Annotated in this window: 15 protein-coding genes; 12 read left to right on the top strand and 3 right to left on the bottom strand. The window is 74.8% G+C overall.

Features of this window, described 5'->3' with window-relative positions:
• Positions 1–15: 15 nt before the first annotated feature.
• Entirely contained in the window at positions 16–1,374 is a 1,359-nt protein-coding gene (locus ITJ55_RS05700; RefSeq protein ID WP_194594437.1) for an MFS transporter, read from the bottom strand.
• The gene (locus ITJ55_RS05705; RefSeq protein ID WP_194594438.1) at positions 1,371–2,546 is read right to left on the bottom strand and encodes a winged helix DNA-binding domain-containing protein; all 1,176 of its coding nucleotides are present in this window, start codon (positions 2,544–2,546) and stop codon (positions 1,371–1,373) included. The genes ITJ55_RS05700 and ITJ55_RS05705 overlap by 4 nt, the downstream gene beginning before the upstream one ends.
• Before the next feature lie 408 nt (positions 2,547–2,954).
• Between ITJ55_RS05705 and ITJ55_RS05710 the strand changes: the two genes are divergently transcribed.
• From ITJ55_RS05710 to ITJ55_RS05755, 10 genes are all read left to right on the top strand, one after another.
• The gene (locus tag ITJ55_RS05710; protein WP_194594439.1) at positions 2,955–4,964 is read left to right on the top strand and encodes a hypothetical protein; all 2,010 of its coding nucleotides are present in this window, start codon (positions 2,955–2,957) and stop codon (positions 4,962–4,964) included.
• A 149-nt stretch (positions 4,965–5,113) separates the two neighbouring features.
• Entirely contained in the window at positions 5,114–6,100 is a 987-nt protein-coding gene (locus ITJ55_RS05715; protein ID WP_194594440.1) for an aldo/keto reductase, read from the top strand.
• A 130-nt stretch (positions 6,101–6,230) separates the two neighbouring features.
• On the top strand, positions 6,231–6,509 hold the full coding sequence (locus ITJ55_RS05720; RefSeq protein ID WP_194594441.1) for an acylphosphatase: 279 nt from the start codon (positions 6,231–6,233) through the stop codon (positions 6,507–6,509).
• 191 nt (positions 6,510–6,700) lie between these two features.
• Entirely contained in the window at positions 6,701–7,249 is a 549-nt protein-coding gene (locus ITJ55_RS05725; RefSeq protein WP_194594442.1) for a methylated-DNA--[protein]-cysteine S-methyltransferase, read from the top strand.
• Position 7,250: 1 nt separating this feature from the next.
• On the top strand, positions 7,251–7,862 hold the full coding sequence (locus tag ITJ55_RS05730; RefSeq protein WP_194594443.1) for a sigma-70 family RNA polymerase sigma factor: 612 nt from the start codon (positions 7,251–7,253) through the stop codon (positions 7,860–7,862).
• The gene (locus ITJ55_RS05735; protein WP_194594444.1) at positions 7,859–8,488 is read left to right on the top strand and encodes a methylated-DNA--[protein]-cysteine S-methyltransferase; all 630 of its coding nucleotides are present in this window, start codon (positions 7,859–7,861) and stop codon (positions 8,486–8,488) included. The genes ITJ55_RS05730 and ITJ55_RS05735 overlap by 4 nt, the downstream gene beginning before the upstream one ends.
• A gap of 71 nt (positions 8,489–8,559) precedes the next feature.
• Positions 8,560–9,219 carry a DNA-3-methyladenine glycosylase I gene (locus ITJ55_RS05740; RefSeq protein ID WP_194594763.1) on the top strand — a complete coding sequence of 220 codons (660 nt, stop codon included), beginning with the start codon at positions 8,560–8,562 and terminating at the stop codon, positions 9,217–9,219.
• The gene (locus ITJ55_RS16460) at positions 9,216–10,151 is read left to right on the top strand and encodes a DNA-3-methyladenine glycosylase (protein ID WP_370544032.1); all 936 of its coding nucleotides are present in this window, start codon (positions 9,216–9,218) and stop codon (positions 10,149–10,151) included. The genes ITJ55_RS05740 and ITJ55_RS16460 overlap by 4 nt, the downstream gene beginning before the upstream one ends.
• 127 nt (positions 10,152–10,278) lie before the next feature.
• Positions 10,279–10,653 carry a hypothetical protein gene (locus ITJ55_RS05750; RefSeq protein ID WP_194594445.1) on the top strand — a complete coding sequence of 125 codons (375 nt, stop codon included), beginning with the start codon at positions 10,279–10,281 and terminating at the stop codon, positions 10,651–10,653.
• Between the two features lie 106 nt (positions 10,654–10,759).
• A complete protein-coding gene (locus ITJ55_RS05755) occupies positions 10,760–12,046 on the top strand; it encodes a M18 family aminopeptidase (protein WP_194594446.1) in 1,287 nt (428 codons plus the stop codon).
• A gap of 27 nt (positions 12,047–12,073) precedes the next feature.
• Here ITJ55_RS05755 and ITJ55_RS05760 read toward each other — a convergent pair whose 3' ends face one another.
• Positions 12,074–12,703 (bottom strand): alpha/beta hydrolase, encoded by a 630-nt coding sequence (locus ITJ55_RS05760; protein WP_194594447.1) that lies wholly within the window; start codon positions 12,701–12,703, stop codon positions 12,074–12,076.
• A gap of 48 nt (positions 12,704–12,751) precedes the next feature.
• Here ITJ55_RS05760 and ITJ55_RS05765 point away from each other — a divergent pair, with 48 nt between their 5' ends.
• Together ITJ55_RS05765 and ITJ55_RS05770 are read left to right on the top strand one after the other, a co-directional pair.
• Positions 12,752–13,345 carry a DUF1990 family protein gene (locus ITJ55_RS05765; protein ID WP_194594448.1) on the top strand — a complete coding sequence of 198 codons (594 nt, stop codon included), beginning with the start codon at positions 12,752–12,754 and terminating at the stop codon, positions 13,343–13,345.
• A 43-nt stretch (positions 13,346–13,388) separates the two neighbouring features.
• Positions 13,389–14,486 carry an alpha/beta fold hydrolase gene (locus ITJ55_RS05770; RefSeq protein WP_194594449.1) on the top strand — a complete coding sequence of 366 codons (1,098 nt, stop codon included), beginning with the start codon at positions 13,389–13,391 and terminating at the stop codon, positions 14,484–14,486.
• The last annotated feature ends 40 nt before the right edge of the window (positions 14,487–14,526 follow it).

Consider the following 14,526-nt stretch of genomic DNA (forward strand, 5'->3'; position numbering starts at 1 on the left):
CGGGTCGACGCGCGCTCACTCGGCGAGCCGCGTGCCGCGGAGCTCGGGCAGCAGGGTCGCCGCGACGGCCCCCACGACGAAGACCGCGCCGAACACGACGAACAGGGTGGGCGGGCCGCCGAGGGTGATCAGCGGCGGCACCGACAGCGGGGCCGCGATCGAGGCGATGCGACCCACCCCCGCGGCCCAGCCCGCCCCCGTGCCCCGCAACGCCGTCGGGTAGAGCTCGGGCGTCACGGCGTAGAGCGCGCCCCACGCGCCGAGGTTGAAGAACGACAGGGCCATGCCGGCGACGAGGATCTGCGCGACGCTGCCGCTGACGGCACCGAAGCCGAAAGCCACGGCCGCGACGGCCGACCCGAGCAAGAACGTCGCGAGCGTGCCCCGGCGGCCCCACCGCTCGATCAGCCAGGCCGAGGCCGCGTAGCCCGGCAGCTGTGCCAGCGTGATGATCAGGACGTACTCGAACGACCGCACGAGCGGGAACCCGGCGGCCACGAGCAGCGACGGCAACCAGACGAAGGCGCCGTAGTACGAGAAGTTGGTCATGAACCAGACGACCCAGATCGCGACCGTGCGACGCGTCATGCCGGCACCGAACAACCGACCGACGGAGGCGCGGGCCGGCTTCTCGACGACCCGCGCCTCCTCGGCCGGGGCGGTCGGGGCGGCGACGCCGGCGGCCTCCTCGAAGGCGCGGACGGTGCGCTCGGCCTCGTCGTGGCGCCCCCGGGACTCGAGGAACCGCACGGACTCGGGCATCTTGAGCCGCACGAAGACGGCGTAGAGCGCCGGTGCCGCACCAATCAGCAGGGCCCAGCGCCAGCCGTCGTCGCTCGTCGGGATCACGAGGTAGCCGACGAGCGCGGCCGCGATCGAGCCGACGGCCCAGAACGCCTCGAGCAGCACGACGACCCGCCCGCGGATGCGCCTCGGCGAGAACTCGCTGACCAGGGTCGACGCCACCGGCAGCTCGGACCCGAGCCCGAGGCCGACCACGAACCGCAGCACGAGCAGCACGCCCACTGACCACGACAGCGCCGACAGCCCGGTGGCGAGTCCGTAGAGCAGCAGGGTCAGGGCGAAGACGGTCTTGCGACCCATCCGGTCCGCCAGCGAACCGCCGAGCGCCGCGCCGATCGCCATGCCCGCGAAGCCCGCCGAAGCGACCCAGGCGAGCTGGCCGGCCTGGTCGCTCCACACGGTCGCCAGCTGGGCGATGACGAACGAGAGCAGCCCGACGTCGAGGGCGTCGAGCGCCCAGCCGATGCCCGAGCCGGCGAGCAGACGGCGGTGCTTCGAGGTGAACGGCAGCTCGTCGAGGCGCTCGCTGCGCGTCGGGGCGACCGGGGTCGAGGTGGGCGCGGGGGTCATCGGGGCCTGTCGTCTCGGCGTGTCGTCGGGGTCGGGCGGGAGGTGGGGGCGAGGTCGCGGCCGACGAAGTCGGCGTACTCCGCCACTCGTCGCTCGAGGCGTCGGCGTGTGCGGACGCCCCACGGTACCCAGGCGTCGAGCTCGACCGCGACCGTGTGACGCGTCAGGGTGCGACGCCAGGTGCCGACGACGCGGCCGTCGACGACGACCGCCGGCAGGAACAGCCCGTTCGACGCGGGCACCAGGCGGGCGACGTCGGACGCCCGGAGCGAGGCGGACCGGTCGCCGTAGCCGAGCAGCAGCTCGTCGAACGGGGGCAGGAGGCGCGGCTCGTCGCGCGCGGACGGCACCGCCCCCGCGTCGCCCCAGGTCAGGTGCTCGACGCCGCCGACGGTGGTCCGCTCGACGTCGGCCGCGAGGTCGACCGCCCGTCGGGCCTCGGCGAGGGTGAGGCCGCCCCACCAGGCCAGGTCGCGCGCGGTGGCCGGCCCACGATGCGCGAGGTACCGGTGGGCGTACTCGGCGAGGGCCTCGTCCCTGTCGTCGATGCGACGGGCGTCCGGCACCCACTCGTCGAGCAGGGCGAAGGTCTGCTCGGTGCCGCGCGGGGCGCCGAAGACGATCACGCCCGTGCCGGCGAGCCACCGCAGCAGGTGCGAGCCCCGTTCGCCCGCCGTGCCGACGCCGGCCTCCGAGATCGCCCGGAGCAGGTCGGGTCGTGACGCCGGCGCCCGCCCGGTGAGCGCGGCGAGCATCGCCTCCCGTGCCGCCCCGAAGTCGGCGGGCTCGAGGCAGACGCGTCGCCAGAGCCCCTGCGAGGCCTGCAGCGAGCGGGGCGCGAGCAACGCGGTCACCCAGCGGACGTCGTGGGCGGCCACGAACATCAGCGTGCCCCGGGCGGGCCAGGTGCGGACCACCTCGCGGCGCTCGAGGGCCGCACGCACGTCCGCTTCACGGGAGCCCGGGGTCCGGAGGCCGAGGGCGAACAGGCCGCCCGCGAAGTCCTGCGCCTGCGTGCCGAGCATCGCGGCGGCCGCCTCGGCGACGGTCGCGTGCCCGGGGGCGCCGAGGCGTTGCGCCGCCGCCCGGGCCCGCGCGAGGGCGGCCGACGCGGCGGGGTCGGCGGACGCGTCGTGGGGCACGTCGGGGGTGGACGAGCCGTGACCGGACATGCCCGCAGTGTAGGAGCCGTGAAGATCGGTGCCGCTACAGACACCGGGCCCACCGCACCGTAGCCTCGGGCGGACCGGATCATCGCGGTCCGCGACGGAGGCACCACCATGGCAGAGAAATCAGCGAAAAAAGGCACCGCGAAGGTGGCTGTGCGCTCCTTGAAGGAGAAGCGCGCCGACAAGAAGGCCAAGGGAGCGACGGGCAGCCACTCGGAAGACATCGTCTCGAACGTCAAGAAGCGCTGACGCACGACGTCCCCGAAGGGGCGCCGCCCTCGACGCCGGTCCGACCGGTCGCGAGGCGGCGCCCCTTCGTCGTGTGACGGACCGGGAGTGACAGGAAGCCCACAGCTGACATAACCTCGGAGCCGTGGCCCGCGTCAGGGGTGGGCCCAGAGGGACGACGACATGGTCGACAGGCGCATCAGGGCGTGGGCGGCGACGGGGGTGACGGTCGTCATGGCCGGTGCCCTGGCACTCGGAGGCGCGACGAGCGCCTCCGCCGCCGGTCCGGGAACGGTCGGCTGGGCCGACTTCACCGTCGACGGGACGGCTCGGGCCTACACCGGCACGATGACGCTGCCGGGGGACTTCCCCCAGGCGACGTTCACCTCGACCTCGCGCCAGGCGACGATCCCCAGCGGGTCGAGCACCTGGCAGGGCACGGGCACGCCCGTCGGCGCCGAGTACGACTCGAGCCGAGGACGCCCGTACCTCAACCTCCGCCCCACGCAGGACTCCCCCACGGCTGCCGCCGCGTCGGTGACGACGTACACCTTCGACCGCGCCACCCCCGCGAGCGACTGGTCGTTCGTGCTGGGCGACGTCGACGCCGACCAGGTCACCGTGTCGGCCACCGGCGCCGACGGTGCGGCCGTGCCGGCCGACACCCTCGGGTTCCAGAGCACCTACAACTACTGCCGCACCGCCGGCGGCCCGTCGTGCGACGCGGCCGGCCTGCGCGACGTGCCCTCGTGGAACGCCACGACGGGCGTGCTGACCGGCAACGCGGCTGCAGCCGACACCGAAGGCGCCGCCGCGTGGTTCAGCCCCACCGTGCCGCTGACGACGCTCACCTTCACGTACCAGCAGCGGGCCGGGTTCCCGGTGTACCAGACCTGGTTCGTGACCAAGACGTTCACGGCGAGCGGTGTCGTGACCAACGACGACGCGGCCTACCCGGGTGCCGTCGTGACGGTCGTCGACCCGGCCACCGGAGAGACCGTCGGGACGACCACCACGGTCGGGCCCGACGGCAGCTGGTCGGTCGCCGGCCTCGTCTCGGGCACCCCGTACGAGGTCAGCGTGACCCCGCCGGACGGGGCGACCGCCCTGCCCGCCGTGCCCTTCACGATCACCGACGACGACTCGCCGGGCCTGGACTTCGCCTTCACGGGCGCCCCGGCCCCGGCCGCGACCGCTCCCTTGACCGTCACGGTCCAGGAGGCCGACGGCACGCCGGTCGCCGACCGCCCCGTGAGCATCGTCGTCCCCGGCCAGCTCGACCCCGTCGCGAGCGGGACGACCGGTGCCGACGGCTCCGTCACCTTCGAGGGCCTCGACCCGGCCGTCGACTACAGCGTGGTCGACGAGGTGACCGGCATCGCCCGAGGCCCCATCACCACCACCACGGGAGCCGACATCGTCCTGCCGGCGACCGTCGAGATCACCACGAACATCGTCGAGCCCGACGGTTCCGCCCCGACCGAGGGCTCGATCGTGGACATCGTGCCGGTCGGCGAGACCACGCCCGTCGCCAGCGTCGAGACCGACGCGACCGGTGGCTTCACCGCCGGCGGTCTCGTCCCCGGTGAGGAGTACGACGTCGTCCTGAACGAGGACGTCGACTCGGCCGTCACCATCACCGCCCCCGCCACGAGCGGCATCATCCCTCCGATCGAGATCGCGGCCCCTGCGACCGTGTCGGTCGAGGGCACCGTCGTGAACTCCGACGGCACGTCCGCCGCGGGACTGCAGTTGCAGGTGATCGAGGCCGATGCCACCGAGCCGGAGCCCGTCGCCACCCCGGTGACCGACGCGGCCGGCGTCTACCGTGCCGAGGGCCTCGTCCCCGGGACCGGCTACGGGGTCGTCCTCGACGGCGAGGTGGTGGGCACGTTCACGGCTCCGTTCGCCGACGGGACCGTCCCCACCATCACCCTCGCCGCGCCTCCCGTGGTGACTCCGGTACCCGACCCCGAGCCGACCCCCGACCCGACCGTCACGCCGGCTCCCGTCGTGCCGGCAGCTGGCGGCCAGGGCACGGGCGGCACGGGCACCGGCGGCTCGGGCCGACCGCTCGCCTACACGGGCAGCGAGCCGGGCCTGCCGCTCGGCGTCGCGGCGGCCGCCCTGGCCCTCGGCCTCGCGCTCGTCACCGGCTCGGCCGTCACCCGTCGCCGGGCGGGGCGCCGCTGACCGCGGCGGCCCCCGGGGCCTGACCCCACGAGGCAGAGGAGGCGCGGTGTCCGTTCGACGGGCACCGCGCCTCCTGCGGTCCGGGCGCCCTCGCGCCACGGGTCGTCGGGCCTGGGTCGTCGACCGGTGCGAGGGAGTTGGCTCGGGCCATGAAGAACACCACACTCGGCCAGGTCGACGGCGGACTCGCCGTCGGCCGTCTCGGCCTCGGCCTCATGGGCATGTCCGCCTTCTACACCGGCAACAGCACCGACGACGACGAGTCGGTGCGCGTCATCCACCGCGCGCTCGACGTCGGCGTCACCCTGCTCGACACCGCCGACATGTACGGCCCGCACACGAACGAGCAGTTGCTCGGCCGCGCCCTCAAGGGGCGTCGCGACCAGGCCGTCGTCGCCACGAAGTTCGGCAACGTCACCGACCCCGAGGCGCGCGCGGAGCGTGCCGTCGACGGCCGACCCGAGTACGTGCGCCGCTCGGTGGACGGCTCGCTGAAGCGCCTCGGCATCGACCACATCGACGTCTACTACCAGCACCGGGTCGACCCCCAGGTGCCGATCGAGGAGACCGTCGGCGCGATGGGCGAACTCGTCACCGCCGGCAAGGTGCGGTACCTCGGGCTGTCCGAGGCCGCTCCCGAGACCATCCGCCGCGCGCACGCCACGCACCCGATCACCGCCCTGCAGACCGAGTGGTCGCTCTGGAGCCGCGAACCCGAGGCCGAGATCCTGCCCACGGTCCGTGAGCTCGGCATCGGCTTCGTGCCGTACTCGCCGCTCGGCCGGGGGTTCCTCACCGGCACCATCCGCTCGGTCGACGAGCTCGCCGAGGACGACTTCCGTCGCTTCGCGCCGAGGTTCTCGGGTGACAACCTGCAGGCCAACGTCCGCATCGTGCAGCAGGTCGACGAGGTCGCCCGGGCCGTCGGCGCCACGCCCGGGCAGGTCGCGCTCGCCTGGCTGCTCGCGAAGGGCGAGGGCATCGTCCCGATCCCCGGTACCAAGCGGCGTGCCTACCTCGACGAGAACGTCGCCGCCGACGACGTCGTGCTCGACGCCGAGCAGATGCACCAGCTCGACGACGTGGCGGCACCGCAGGGCGCCCGCTACGCCGACATGTCGACGGTCGACAAGTAGGCCGCCGGCACCACACCGTCGAGTGGACGGGACACCGCGGCAGGTCGTGGTGTCCCGTCCACTCGGCGGTTCGGGGCGATCTCGGAACGGGTGGGGGGCCAGGCCGAGGAGGCGCGGGTACGGTCGAGCGATGGACGACGTGATCAGACGCCAGGCCCTCGTGCACGGCTCGGTGCAGGGCGTGGGTTTCCGTTTCTCGACCGAGGGCGAGGCCGACCGGCTCGAGGTCGGCGGGTTCGTCCGCAACCGGCCCGACGGGACCGTCGAGGTCGAGGTCGAGGGGCGACCCGACCGCGTGGCGCTGCTGCTCGAGTGGCTGCGCGAGGGGCCCCGCGGGGCACGGGTCCACCGCGTCGACGTGAGCGAGATCGAGCCGGTGGGCGAGAGCGCGTTCGAGACGCGTCGCTGAGGCCGTGACGCCGCGCGCGGCGGTCGTCGACACCGGGGACGGACGAGACCCGGCCCGGACGCTCGCACACACCCGACAGTGTGGAGTGCCCGGACCGGGCGTTCAAGGGTAACCGTTCGGAGGCCGGGTCGGATCATCCGGACCGGTTCGGTCGGTCACCTCACATCCGCCTGCCCGGTGACGTCTACGGGATGAGTACCATCGCCGAGAGCCAGGAGGGCACCGTGAGCGTCCACACCACCGTCGACACCGTCGGCTCGCTGACCGTCGTGGGCGGCGAGACGGGGCTCGTCGGCGTCTACTTCGACGAGCACCGCCACCTGCCCGACCCGTCGGGTTTCGGGCCGGTCTCGTACGACGGCGTCGGGCTGAGCGACTTCGCCGAGGTCCGCCGCCAGCTGGGCGAGTACTTCGTCGGCGCACGCCGCACCTTCGACCTGCCGCTGGCCCCTCGTGGCAACGACTTCCCGCACCGCGTGTGGGCGCTGCTGCGGGACATCCCCTACGGCGAGACCCGCAGCTACGGGCAGCTCGCCACCTTGCTGGGCGGCGTGGGGCTGGCCCGAGCGGTCGGCGCCGCCAACGGGCTGAACCCGCTGAGCATCGTCGTGCCCTGTCACCGCGTGGTCGGGTCGGGCGGGGCCCTCGTCGGCTACGCGGGTGGCCTCGACCGCAAGCGGTTCTTGCTCGGGCTCGAGGCCGCCCAGCCGTCGGGCCCCGAGACCGGCCGGCTGTTCTGACGTGGAACCCTTCGAGCGCGTGGTGGCCCGGCACGGTCGCACCGTGTGGCGCGTCTGCCGGGCGGTCCTCGACGAGCACGACGCCGACGACGCCTGGAGCGAGACCTTCGTCGCGGCTCTCGTCGCCTACGCGTCGTTGCCCCCGTCGACGAACGTCGAGGCGTGGCTGGTGACCGTCGCGCACCGCAAGGCGATCGACGTGTTGCGGGCGCGGGAGCGGCACCCGAGACCGGTCGAGACGGTGCCCGAACCGCCGCCCGCGCCTCCTCACGACGAGGCGATCGCACGCACCGACGAACTCGACGCGGCGCTCCGCGGCCTGCCGCCGGGGCAGCGACGCGCCGTGGTCTACCACCACCTCGTCGGGCTCTCGCACCGCGAGGTCGCCGAGGTGACCGGCATCAGCGCGGACGCGGCGCGTCGGGCCTCCGCGGACGGGATCGCCGCCCTGCGACGCCTGCTGCGCGGCCCGACCGTCCGCCCACCGGCCGTCCGTCCATCGGCCGCGGCACCGCCGGCCGCGGCGTCGCCGGCCGCAGGTCGGGGCCGTGGCGCGACCCGCACCTCCACCCCGACCCCGACCCCGACCTCCGAGCCGAAGGGCGTCCGATGACCGCCACCCCCGCCGACGCCGACGCCGACGCGACGCGCGACCTGCTGGTCGGCCTCGACCCGGCCGACGGCCACCTCGCCGCCCTGCACGCCCGCTTCGCGGCGGCCGCGCTCGACGCCGGGGCGGTGGACGTCGCCTACCGGACCCTCGACTCGCCGGTGGGGCGACTGCTCGTCTGCGCGACCGACGTCGGGGTGCTGCGGGTGGCCTTCGAGCTCGAGGGCCACGAGTCGGTGCTCGACCGTCTCGCCGCGACCGTCAGCCCGCGCCTCGTCGAGGCACCGTCCCGGCTCGACGCCGCGGCACGAGAGCTCGACGAGTACTTCCGCGGCGAGCGCCGATCGTTCGACCTGCCGCTCGACCGGCGGCTGTCGAAGGGGTTCCAGCGGACCGTGCTCGAGCACCTGCCCGACATCGGCTACGGCTCGACGGCGAGCTACGCGGCCGTCGCCCTCGCGTCGGGCAGCCCGAGGGCGGTGCGGGCGGTGGGCACGGCGTGCGCGACCAACCCGCTGCCGGTCGTCGTGCCCTGCCACCGGGTGGTGCGGAGCGACGGGACGGCGGGCAACTACCGTGGGGGCATGGCGGCGAAGCAGATCCTGATCGAGCTCGAGGCACGCGCGTGAGCGACGTCGCGTCGGGGGGTGACGCCGGCACCAAGCCGGGCACCGGCACCGGCCTCGCGGGCGCGGGCGTCGTGGTCGGCGACGACGGGTTGGCCCGCCCGGTCTGGGCGTCGACCGACCCGCTGCTGCGCGACTACTACGACACCGAGTGGGGCCTGCCGGTCCGCGACGAGCGGGGCCTGTTCGAGCGGTTGAGCCTCGAGGCGTTCCAGTCGGGGCTGTCGTGGGCGACGATCCTGCGCAAGCGCCCTGCCTTCCGGGCCGCGTTCGCCGACTTCGACCCCGAGGTCGTCTCGCGTTTCGACGACGACGACCGGGCCCGGCTGATGGCCGACGCGGGCATCGTGCGCAACCGGCTCAAGGTCGACGCGACGATCCGCAACGCCCGGGCGACGCTCGACCTGCGGGCGGACGGCGGTCTCGTCGACCTCGTCTGGTCGTTCCGGCCGGCCGAGACCCCCCGGCCGCGCACGATGGCCGAGGTGCCGACGACCTCGCTCGAGTCGATCGCCCTGTCGAAGGCCCTCAAGGCGAAGGGGTTCACCTTCGTGGGGCCGACCACCATGCACGCGCTGATGGAGGCCGCCGGGGTCGTCGACACGCACCTCGTCGACAGCCACCGTCGCGGGTCGTCCGGGGTGTGGGGTGACGACGGTCGACCCGTGGCGGGCGGCGGTGCTGCGGACGGCGGTGGCCGGGTGGCCGGCGGCGGCCGGGCGGCCGGGTCGTGACGACGGACTCGCCCGAGGCGGTGCCGCCGCGCGGCACGCCGGCCTCGCGGTTCACGGTCGAACCCGTCGGCGCCTGGGACCACGCGCACGCCGTGGGGTTGCTGGCCGCGCACAGCGTGCCGGGGACCGAAGCCACCGACATCGGTGCGGCGACGCACGCGCGACTGGTCGAGCTGGGCTCGGGGACCGCGCGCGCCTCCTACCGGCTCGACCTGTCGTTCGCGTCGACCAGGGTCGACGTGACGGTGACCGGGCCCGACGGCGTGCTGCCGACGGAGGCGACGGCCGACGAGGCGTCACGGGTCGTCCGCGACTGGCTCGACCTCGACGCCGACCTCGACGACGTCGAGCGGGGCTTCGCCGACGACCCGGTACTCGGTCCGCTCGTCGCGGCGCGGCCGGGCATCCGCGTGACGGGCAACCCCGACGGGTTCGAGACGTCCGTCATGACCGTGCTGGGGCAGCAGGTCTCGCTCGCCGCGGCCCGCACCTTCACCGGCCGGCTCGTCGCGGCCTACGGCGAGCCGATCGCGGGGACGGGCCTCACGAGGTTCCCCCGGGCCGACCGGCTGGCGGCCGCCGACGTCGACGAGCTGCGGGCGGCCGTCGGGGTGACGAACAGCCGGGCGCGCACGATCCACGCCCTGGCCGAGGTCGTCGCCGGAGGCCTCGTGATCGCGCCCGACGTCGACCACGCCGACGCGCGCCGACGCCTGCTCGCCGTGCCGGGCATCGGCCCGTGGACCGTGGAGTACCTCGCCGTCCGCGCCCTCGGCGACCGCGACGCCTGGCCCGCGGGCGACCTCGTGCTGCGCCGCGTGATGGGCGGCCTCACGACGAAGCAGGCCGAGGTCGCCGGCGCGGCCTGGTCGCCGTGGCGCGCCTACGCCCTGTTCCACCTCTGGGCCGCGGTGCTGCCGACCGCGCCGTGACGTGCGCCGCACCGCCCGTCGTGACTCGGGCTGCCTGCTCGACGGGTGCCGCCCGAGCCGTCGCCCCCGACCGGACGAGGAGGCGCGCTGCGCCTAACCTCGGAGGCCCACCACGAGAGGACTCACGATGAGCGAGGCCCGCACGAATCCCGACCCGCACGATCCGGCCGACGAACTCGGCCACGGCGACGCGCTCGACCAGGCGGCCGTCGAGGCCGCCGCGATCGAGACGCACCGGGCCGCCCACCCGTCGGGCCCGACCGACACCCAGGGCGAGCCCGCCGGCGCGGACGACGCGACGCCCGACGGCGACGTCACGCAGCCGCTCGGCGGCAGCCACTCGGGCGAGGACGGCTACGTCGCTGTCAGCCCCGGGGGCGTCTCGGGCGAGCAGGACGCCGCGCTCGCGCTCGACGACGAGGACCCGCACTCGGCCGACCCCGAGGCGAACGCCCACCGTGGCGACATCGGCGCGAACCGCGGCGGCAGCGGCGGCCGCTGACCCCGGTGTGAGACCCCTGGAAATCGCCGAGACCCCTGTGCGCGCGCCGGGGTCTCGGCGGCTTCGTGGGGTCTGGGCGGCGACGGGGTGGTGCATGCTGGTGGGGATGACTGACACGCGCCCCCACCTCGACGACTTCGCCCGGTTCATCCAGGCCTCGCCCTCGTCCTTCCACGCCGCAGCCGAGGCCGCCCGCCGGCTCGACGACGCCGGATTCACCGCCCTCGACGAGACCGCGGAGTGGCCCACCGGCCCGGGTCGACGTTACGTCGTGCGCGACGGTGCGGTCATCGCCTGGATCGAACCGGCCACCGCGACGGCCACGACGCCGTTCCGCGTGGTCGGGGCGCACACCGACTCCCCCGGCTTCAAGCTGAAGCCCAAGCCGACCACCGGCACCCGCGGGTGGCTGCAGGCCGGCGTCGAGGTCTACGGCGGGCCGCTGTTCAACTCGTGGCTCGACCGCGACCTCGAGTTCGCCGGTCGGCTGGTCACCCGCAGCGGCGAGACGCACCTGGTGCGGACGGGGCCGCTGCTGCGCTTCCCGCAGCTGGCCGTCCACCTCGACCGCGGGGTCAACGCCGAGGGCCTGAAGCTCGACCCCCAGCGACACCTGAACCCCGTGGTCGGGGCGGGGCCGCTCGACGAGGCCGACGTCCTCGACCACCTCGCCGGCCTGGCCGGGCTGACGGGAGCCGACGTGACCGGGTACGACGTGGTCGTGGCCGACACCGCACCTCCTGCGGTCCTGGGGCTCTCGGGCGAGCTGTTCGCCGCCGGCCGCATGGACAACCTGTCGTCGACCCACGCGGGTCTCGTCGCACTGGTCGAGACCGCGACGTCGGGCGTCGAGCTCGACCACGTCGCCGTGTTCGCGGCGTTCGACCACGAAGAAGTGGGTTCGGCCACGCCGTCGGGTGCCGCAGGGCCGCTGCTCGAGGACGTGCTGGCGAGGGTCTCGGCCGGCCTCGGCGCGACGACCACCGACCACCGCCGCGCCCTCGCCGGCTCGTGGTGCCTGAGCGCAGACGCCGGGCACGCCGTGCACCCGAACTACCCCGACCGGCACGACCCGGTCAACCAGCCGGTCGTGAACCGCGGGCCGCTGCTCAAGATCAACGCGAACCAGCGTTACGCCACCGACGGGCTCGGGGCGGCCGAGTGGTCCCGGGCGTGCGAGCAGGCCGGCGTGCCGTTCCAGGAGTTCGTCTCGAACAACTCGGTGCCCTGCGGCTCGACCATCGGGCCGATCACGGCGACACGGCTCGGCATCCGCACGATCGACGTCGGCATCCCGCTGCTCGGCATGCACTCGGCCCGCGAGCTCTGCGGCGCCGACGACCCGGCCTACCTGTCACGCGCGGCCGCCGCCTTCCTCGCGCCGGACGCGTAGACGCCACCAGCCGCCGGGCACGGCCCCTCAGCCGAACGCCTCCGCCGCGGGCGCCCCGAGCGCCCAGGCCAGCACGGCCGGCCACTCGCCGTAGCCCGAGTCGGGGGTGAGGTGACCGCCTCGGGGCACGACGACGACCGGGGCGCCGACCCGCGCCTCCCAGGTGTCGACCGGGCCGAGCGGCAGCCACTCGTCGTCGTCCCCGGCGACGACGACCGCCTCGGCGGACCCGCCGGGCGAGAGCCGACGTCCGTCGAACAGGTCGCCGGCCACGAACGCGTGGATCGGCTGCCCGGCGATCAGCTCGGGCGACGGAGGCGCGACGAGCGCGACCCGGTCGGCCCGAGGAGGCGCGTCGCCGGCCTGCAGCCTCAACCAGAGCAGGCACGAGAGGCTGTGGCACAGCACCGTCACCGGTCGGCCCGCGGGCAGGGCGGCGAGTTCGCGTCGGACCGCGGCTTCCCAGGCGGCGGGCGTGGGCTCGTCGGCGTCGGGCAGCTGCGGGTAGCGCACCACGTGCCCGCGGGCCCCGAGCTCGCCGGCGAGCCAGCGCTGCCAGTGGCCCTCGGGGCGGTGGTTCTGCCAGCCGTGCAGGATGAGGTACGCCGTGGGCCCTGTCGCGGGCGGGGTCGGCGTCGGGGTGGTCGCGTCGGTCACGCTCCGATCATGCCCCGACGGCTGCCCGCGACGTGGCAGGGTCGACCCATGACGTCACAGCCGCACGGGTCACAGCCGCACGGGTCACGATCGGCCCGCACGCCCCGCACGCCCCGCACGCCCCGCGCGTGCTTCGGCGACGGCTACGCGTTCGACGGCGAGCCGACCCTCGACGGCCCGCCGCCGGCCGGGTTCCACGTCACGACCCGCAGCCGGGTGATCGGCCACGGCCGGTCCGCCTTCGTCGCCGCGGGCGACGCCGTGCTGCACTGGCAGGTGCACCGCGGCTCGGGCTTCGTGCCGCTCGAGGTGCCCGACGGCGTGACCGTCGGGGCGACGAGCGTCTGGGGCGTCACCTTCGGACCGCTGCACCCGCCCGTCGCGTGCCGGGTGTTCGCCGTCGTGCGCTCCGACGCCGAGATCGGCTTCGGCCACGCCGCCCTGGTCGGCCACCCGCAGCGCGGCTGGGAGAGCTACCGCGTGCGCCACCACAGCGACGACCGCGTCACGCTCGACATCCGCGTCGTCTGGCGGCCCGCCGCCTGGTGGATGCGGGCCGCCGGGCCCGCGTCGGCGCTGGCCCTCTCGCTCATCCTGCGGCGCAACCTGCGCGCCCTCGACGCGGTGGTGGCGTGCGCCTGACGCGTCGCTCCGGGCGAAGGGCGCGCCGTGCCACACTGATCCGATGAGCCCTCGACGTCGCCACGCCGGTTCCGCCCGCCGCGCGGCCGCCCGCGACGCCGCCCGCGCCTCCGACGTCGACACGAGGGTCACCGTCCGCCGGGTCGAGCGCGGCGACCTGTACGTGCGGGTCAACACCATCGGCGACACCGGCGAACGACCGTTCGTGCTCGTGCCGGGCATCGGCGTCTCGTCCGACTACTTCGAGCGCCTCGCGCCCAACCTCAACGAGTTCGGCCCCGTGCACGCCCTCGACCTGCCGGGCTTCGCCGGGGTGCCGCACCCGGGGCACGCCCTGACCATCCGTGAGTACGCCGACCTGGTCGGCACCGCCATCGACGAGCTGGGGCTCGACGACCCGGTCGTCGTCGGGCACTCGATGGGCACCCAGATCGTCGTCGACCTCGTCTCGCGCCGACCCGACCTCTCGACCGTCGTGCTCATCGGGCCCGTGATCGACCCGGCGCACCGCAACGTCCTCTCGCAGGGCGTGAGGTTCGCGCGCGCGGCGTGGCACGAGCCCGGGCGCGTCAAGTTCTTGGCCCTCAGCGCCTACGTCCTCTGCGGGGTGCGGTGGTTCTCGCGCATCCTGCCGAAGATGATGACGTACCCGATCGAGCAGCACCTGTCGGCGATCACGGCCGACACCCTGGTCATCCGCGGCGAGCACGACGCCGTCGCCCCGCGCGAGTGGGTGCGCCGGGTCGGCGAGCTGCTGCCGTCGTCCCGCCTGTGGGAGATGCCGGGCGCCGCCCACTCCGTCATGCACGCCCACGCCGAAGAGGTCGCCAAGCTCTGCGTCGAGCACGCCCAGCAGCCGATCCGCCACGACGAGAGCGACGAGCTGCACCACTACGTCGACGCGGGCGACGGCGACGAGAGCGACGACTTCAGCCCCAGCCCCGCCGACTTCGTCAAGGCCGTCGGTGCCCGCCTGCGCTCGACCGTCGCCACCATGCGCGGTGACGACGAGGCGCTCGCCAGGGCCAAGACCGACCACGCCGAGTCGATGCAGGCCGCGTTCGACCGCCGGCAGGCCGAGAAGGCCGCCGCGGGTGACGACCCCGACGACGGTCCCCACATCGAGCCCACTCGCGGCTAGCGGGGCCCGGCGGCGCCCCGCGCGATCGAGAGCCGAGGAG

Origin of the sequence: Frigoribacterium sp. VKM Ac-1396, assembly GCF_015350895.1 — a bacterium.
Classification (GTDB): domain Bacteria; phylum Actinomycetota; class Actinomycetes; order Actinomycetales; family Microbacteriaceae; genus Frigoribacterium.

Excerpts from the sequence above, each read along its gene's own strand:
- ITJ55_RS05700 (WP_194594437.1), bottom strand. The coding sequence starts at position 1,374 with ATGACCCCCGCGCCCACCTCGACCCCGGTCGCCCCGACGCGCAGCGAG.
- ITJ55_RS05705 (WP_194594438.1), bottom strand. The coding sequence starts at position 2,546 with ATGTCCGGTCACGGCTCGTCCACCCCCGACGTGCCCCACGACGCGTCC.
- ITJ55_RS05710 (WP_194594439.1), top strand. The coding sequence starts at position 2,955 with ATGGTCGACAGGCGCATCAGGGCGTGGGCGGCGACGGGGGTGACGGTC.
- ITJ55_RS05715 (WP_194594440.1), top strand. The coding sequence starts at position 5,114 with ATGAAGAACACCACACTCGGCCAGGTCGACGGCGGACTCGCCGTCGGC.
- ITJ55_RS05720 (WP_194594441.1), top strand. The coding sequence starts at position 6,231 with ATGGACGACGTGATCAGACGCCAGGCCCTCGTGCACGGCTCGGTGCAG.
- ITJ55_RS05725 (WP_194594442.1), top strand. The coding sequence starts at position 6,701 with ATGAGTACCATCGCCGAGAGCCAGGAGGGCACCGTGAGCGTCCACACC.
- ITJ55_RS05735 (WP_194594444.1), top strand. The coding sequence starts at position 7,859 with ATGACCGCCACCCCCGCCGACGCCGACGCCGACGCGACGCGCGACCTG.
- ITJ55_RS05750 (WP_194594445.1), top strand. The coding sequence starts at position 10,279 with ATGAGCGAGGCCCGCACGAATCCCGACCCGCACGATCCGGCCGACGAA.
- ITJ55_RS05755 (WP_194594446.1), top strand. The coding sequence starts at position 10,760 with ATGACTGACACGCGCCCCCACCTCGACGACTTCGCCCGGTTCATCCAG.
- ITJ55_RS05765 (WP_194594448.1), top strand. The coding sequence starts at position 12,752 with ATGACGTCACAGCCGCACGGGTCACAGCCGCACGGGTCACGATCGGCC.
- ITJ55_RS05770 (WP_194594449.1), top strand. The coding sequence starts at position 13,389 with ATGAGCCCTCGACGTCGCCACGCCGGTTCCGCCCGCCGCGCGGCCGCC.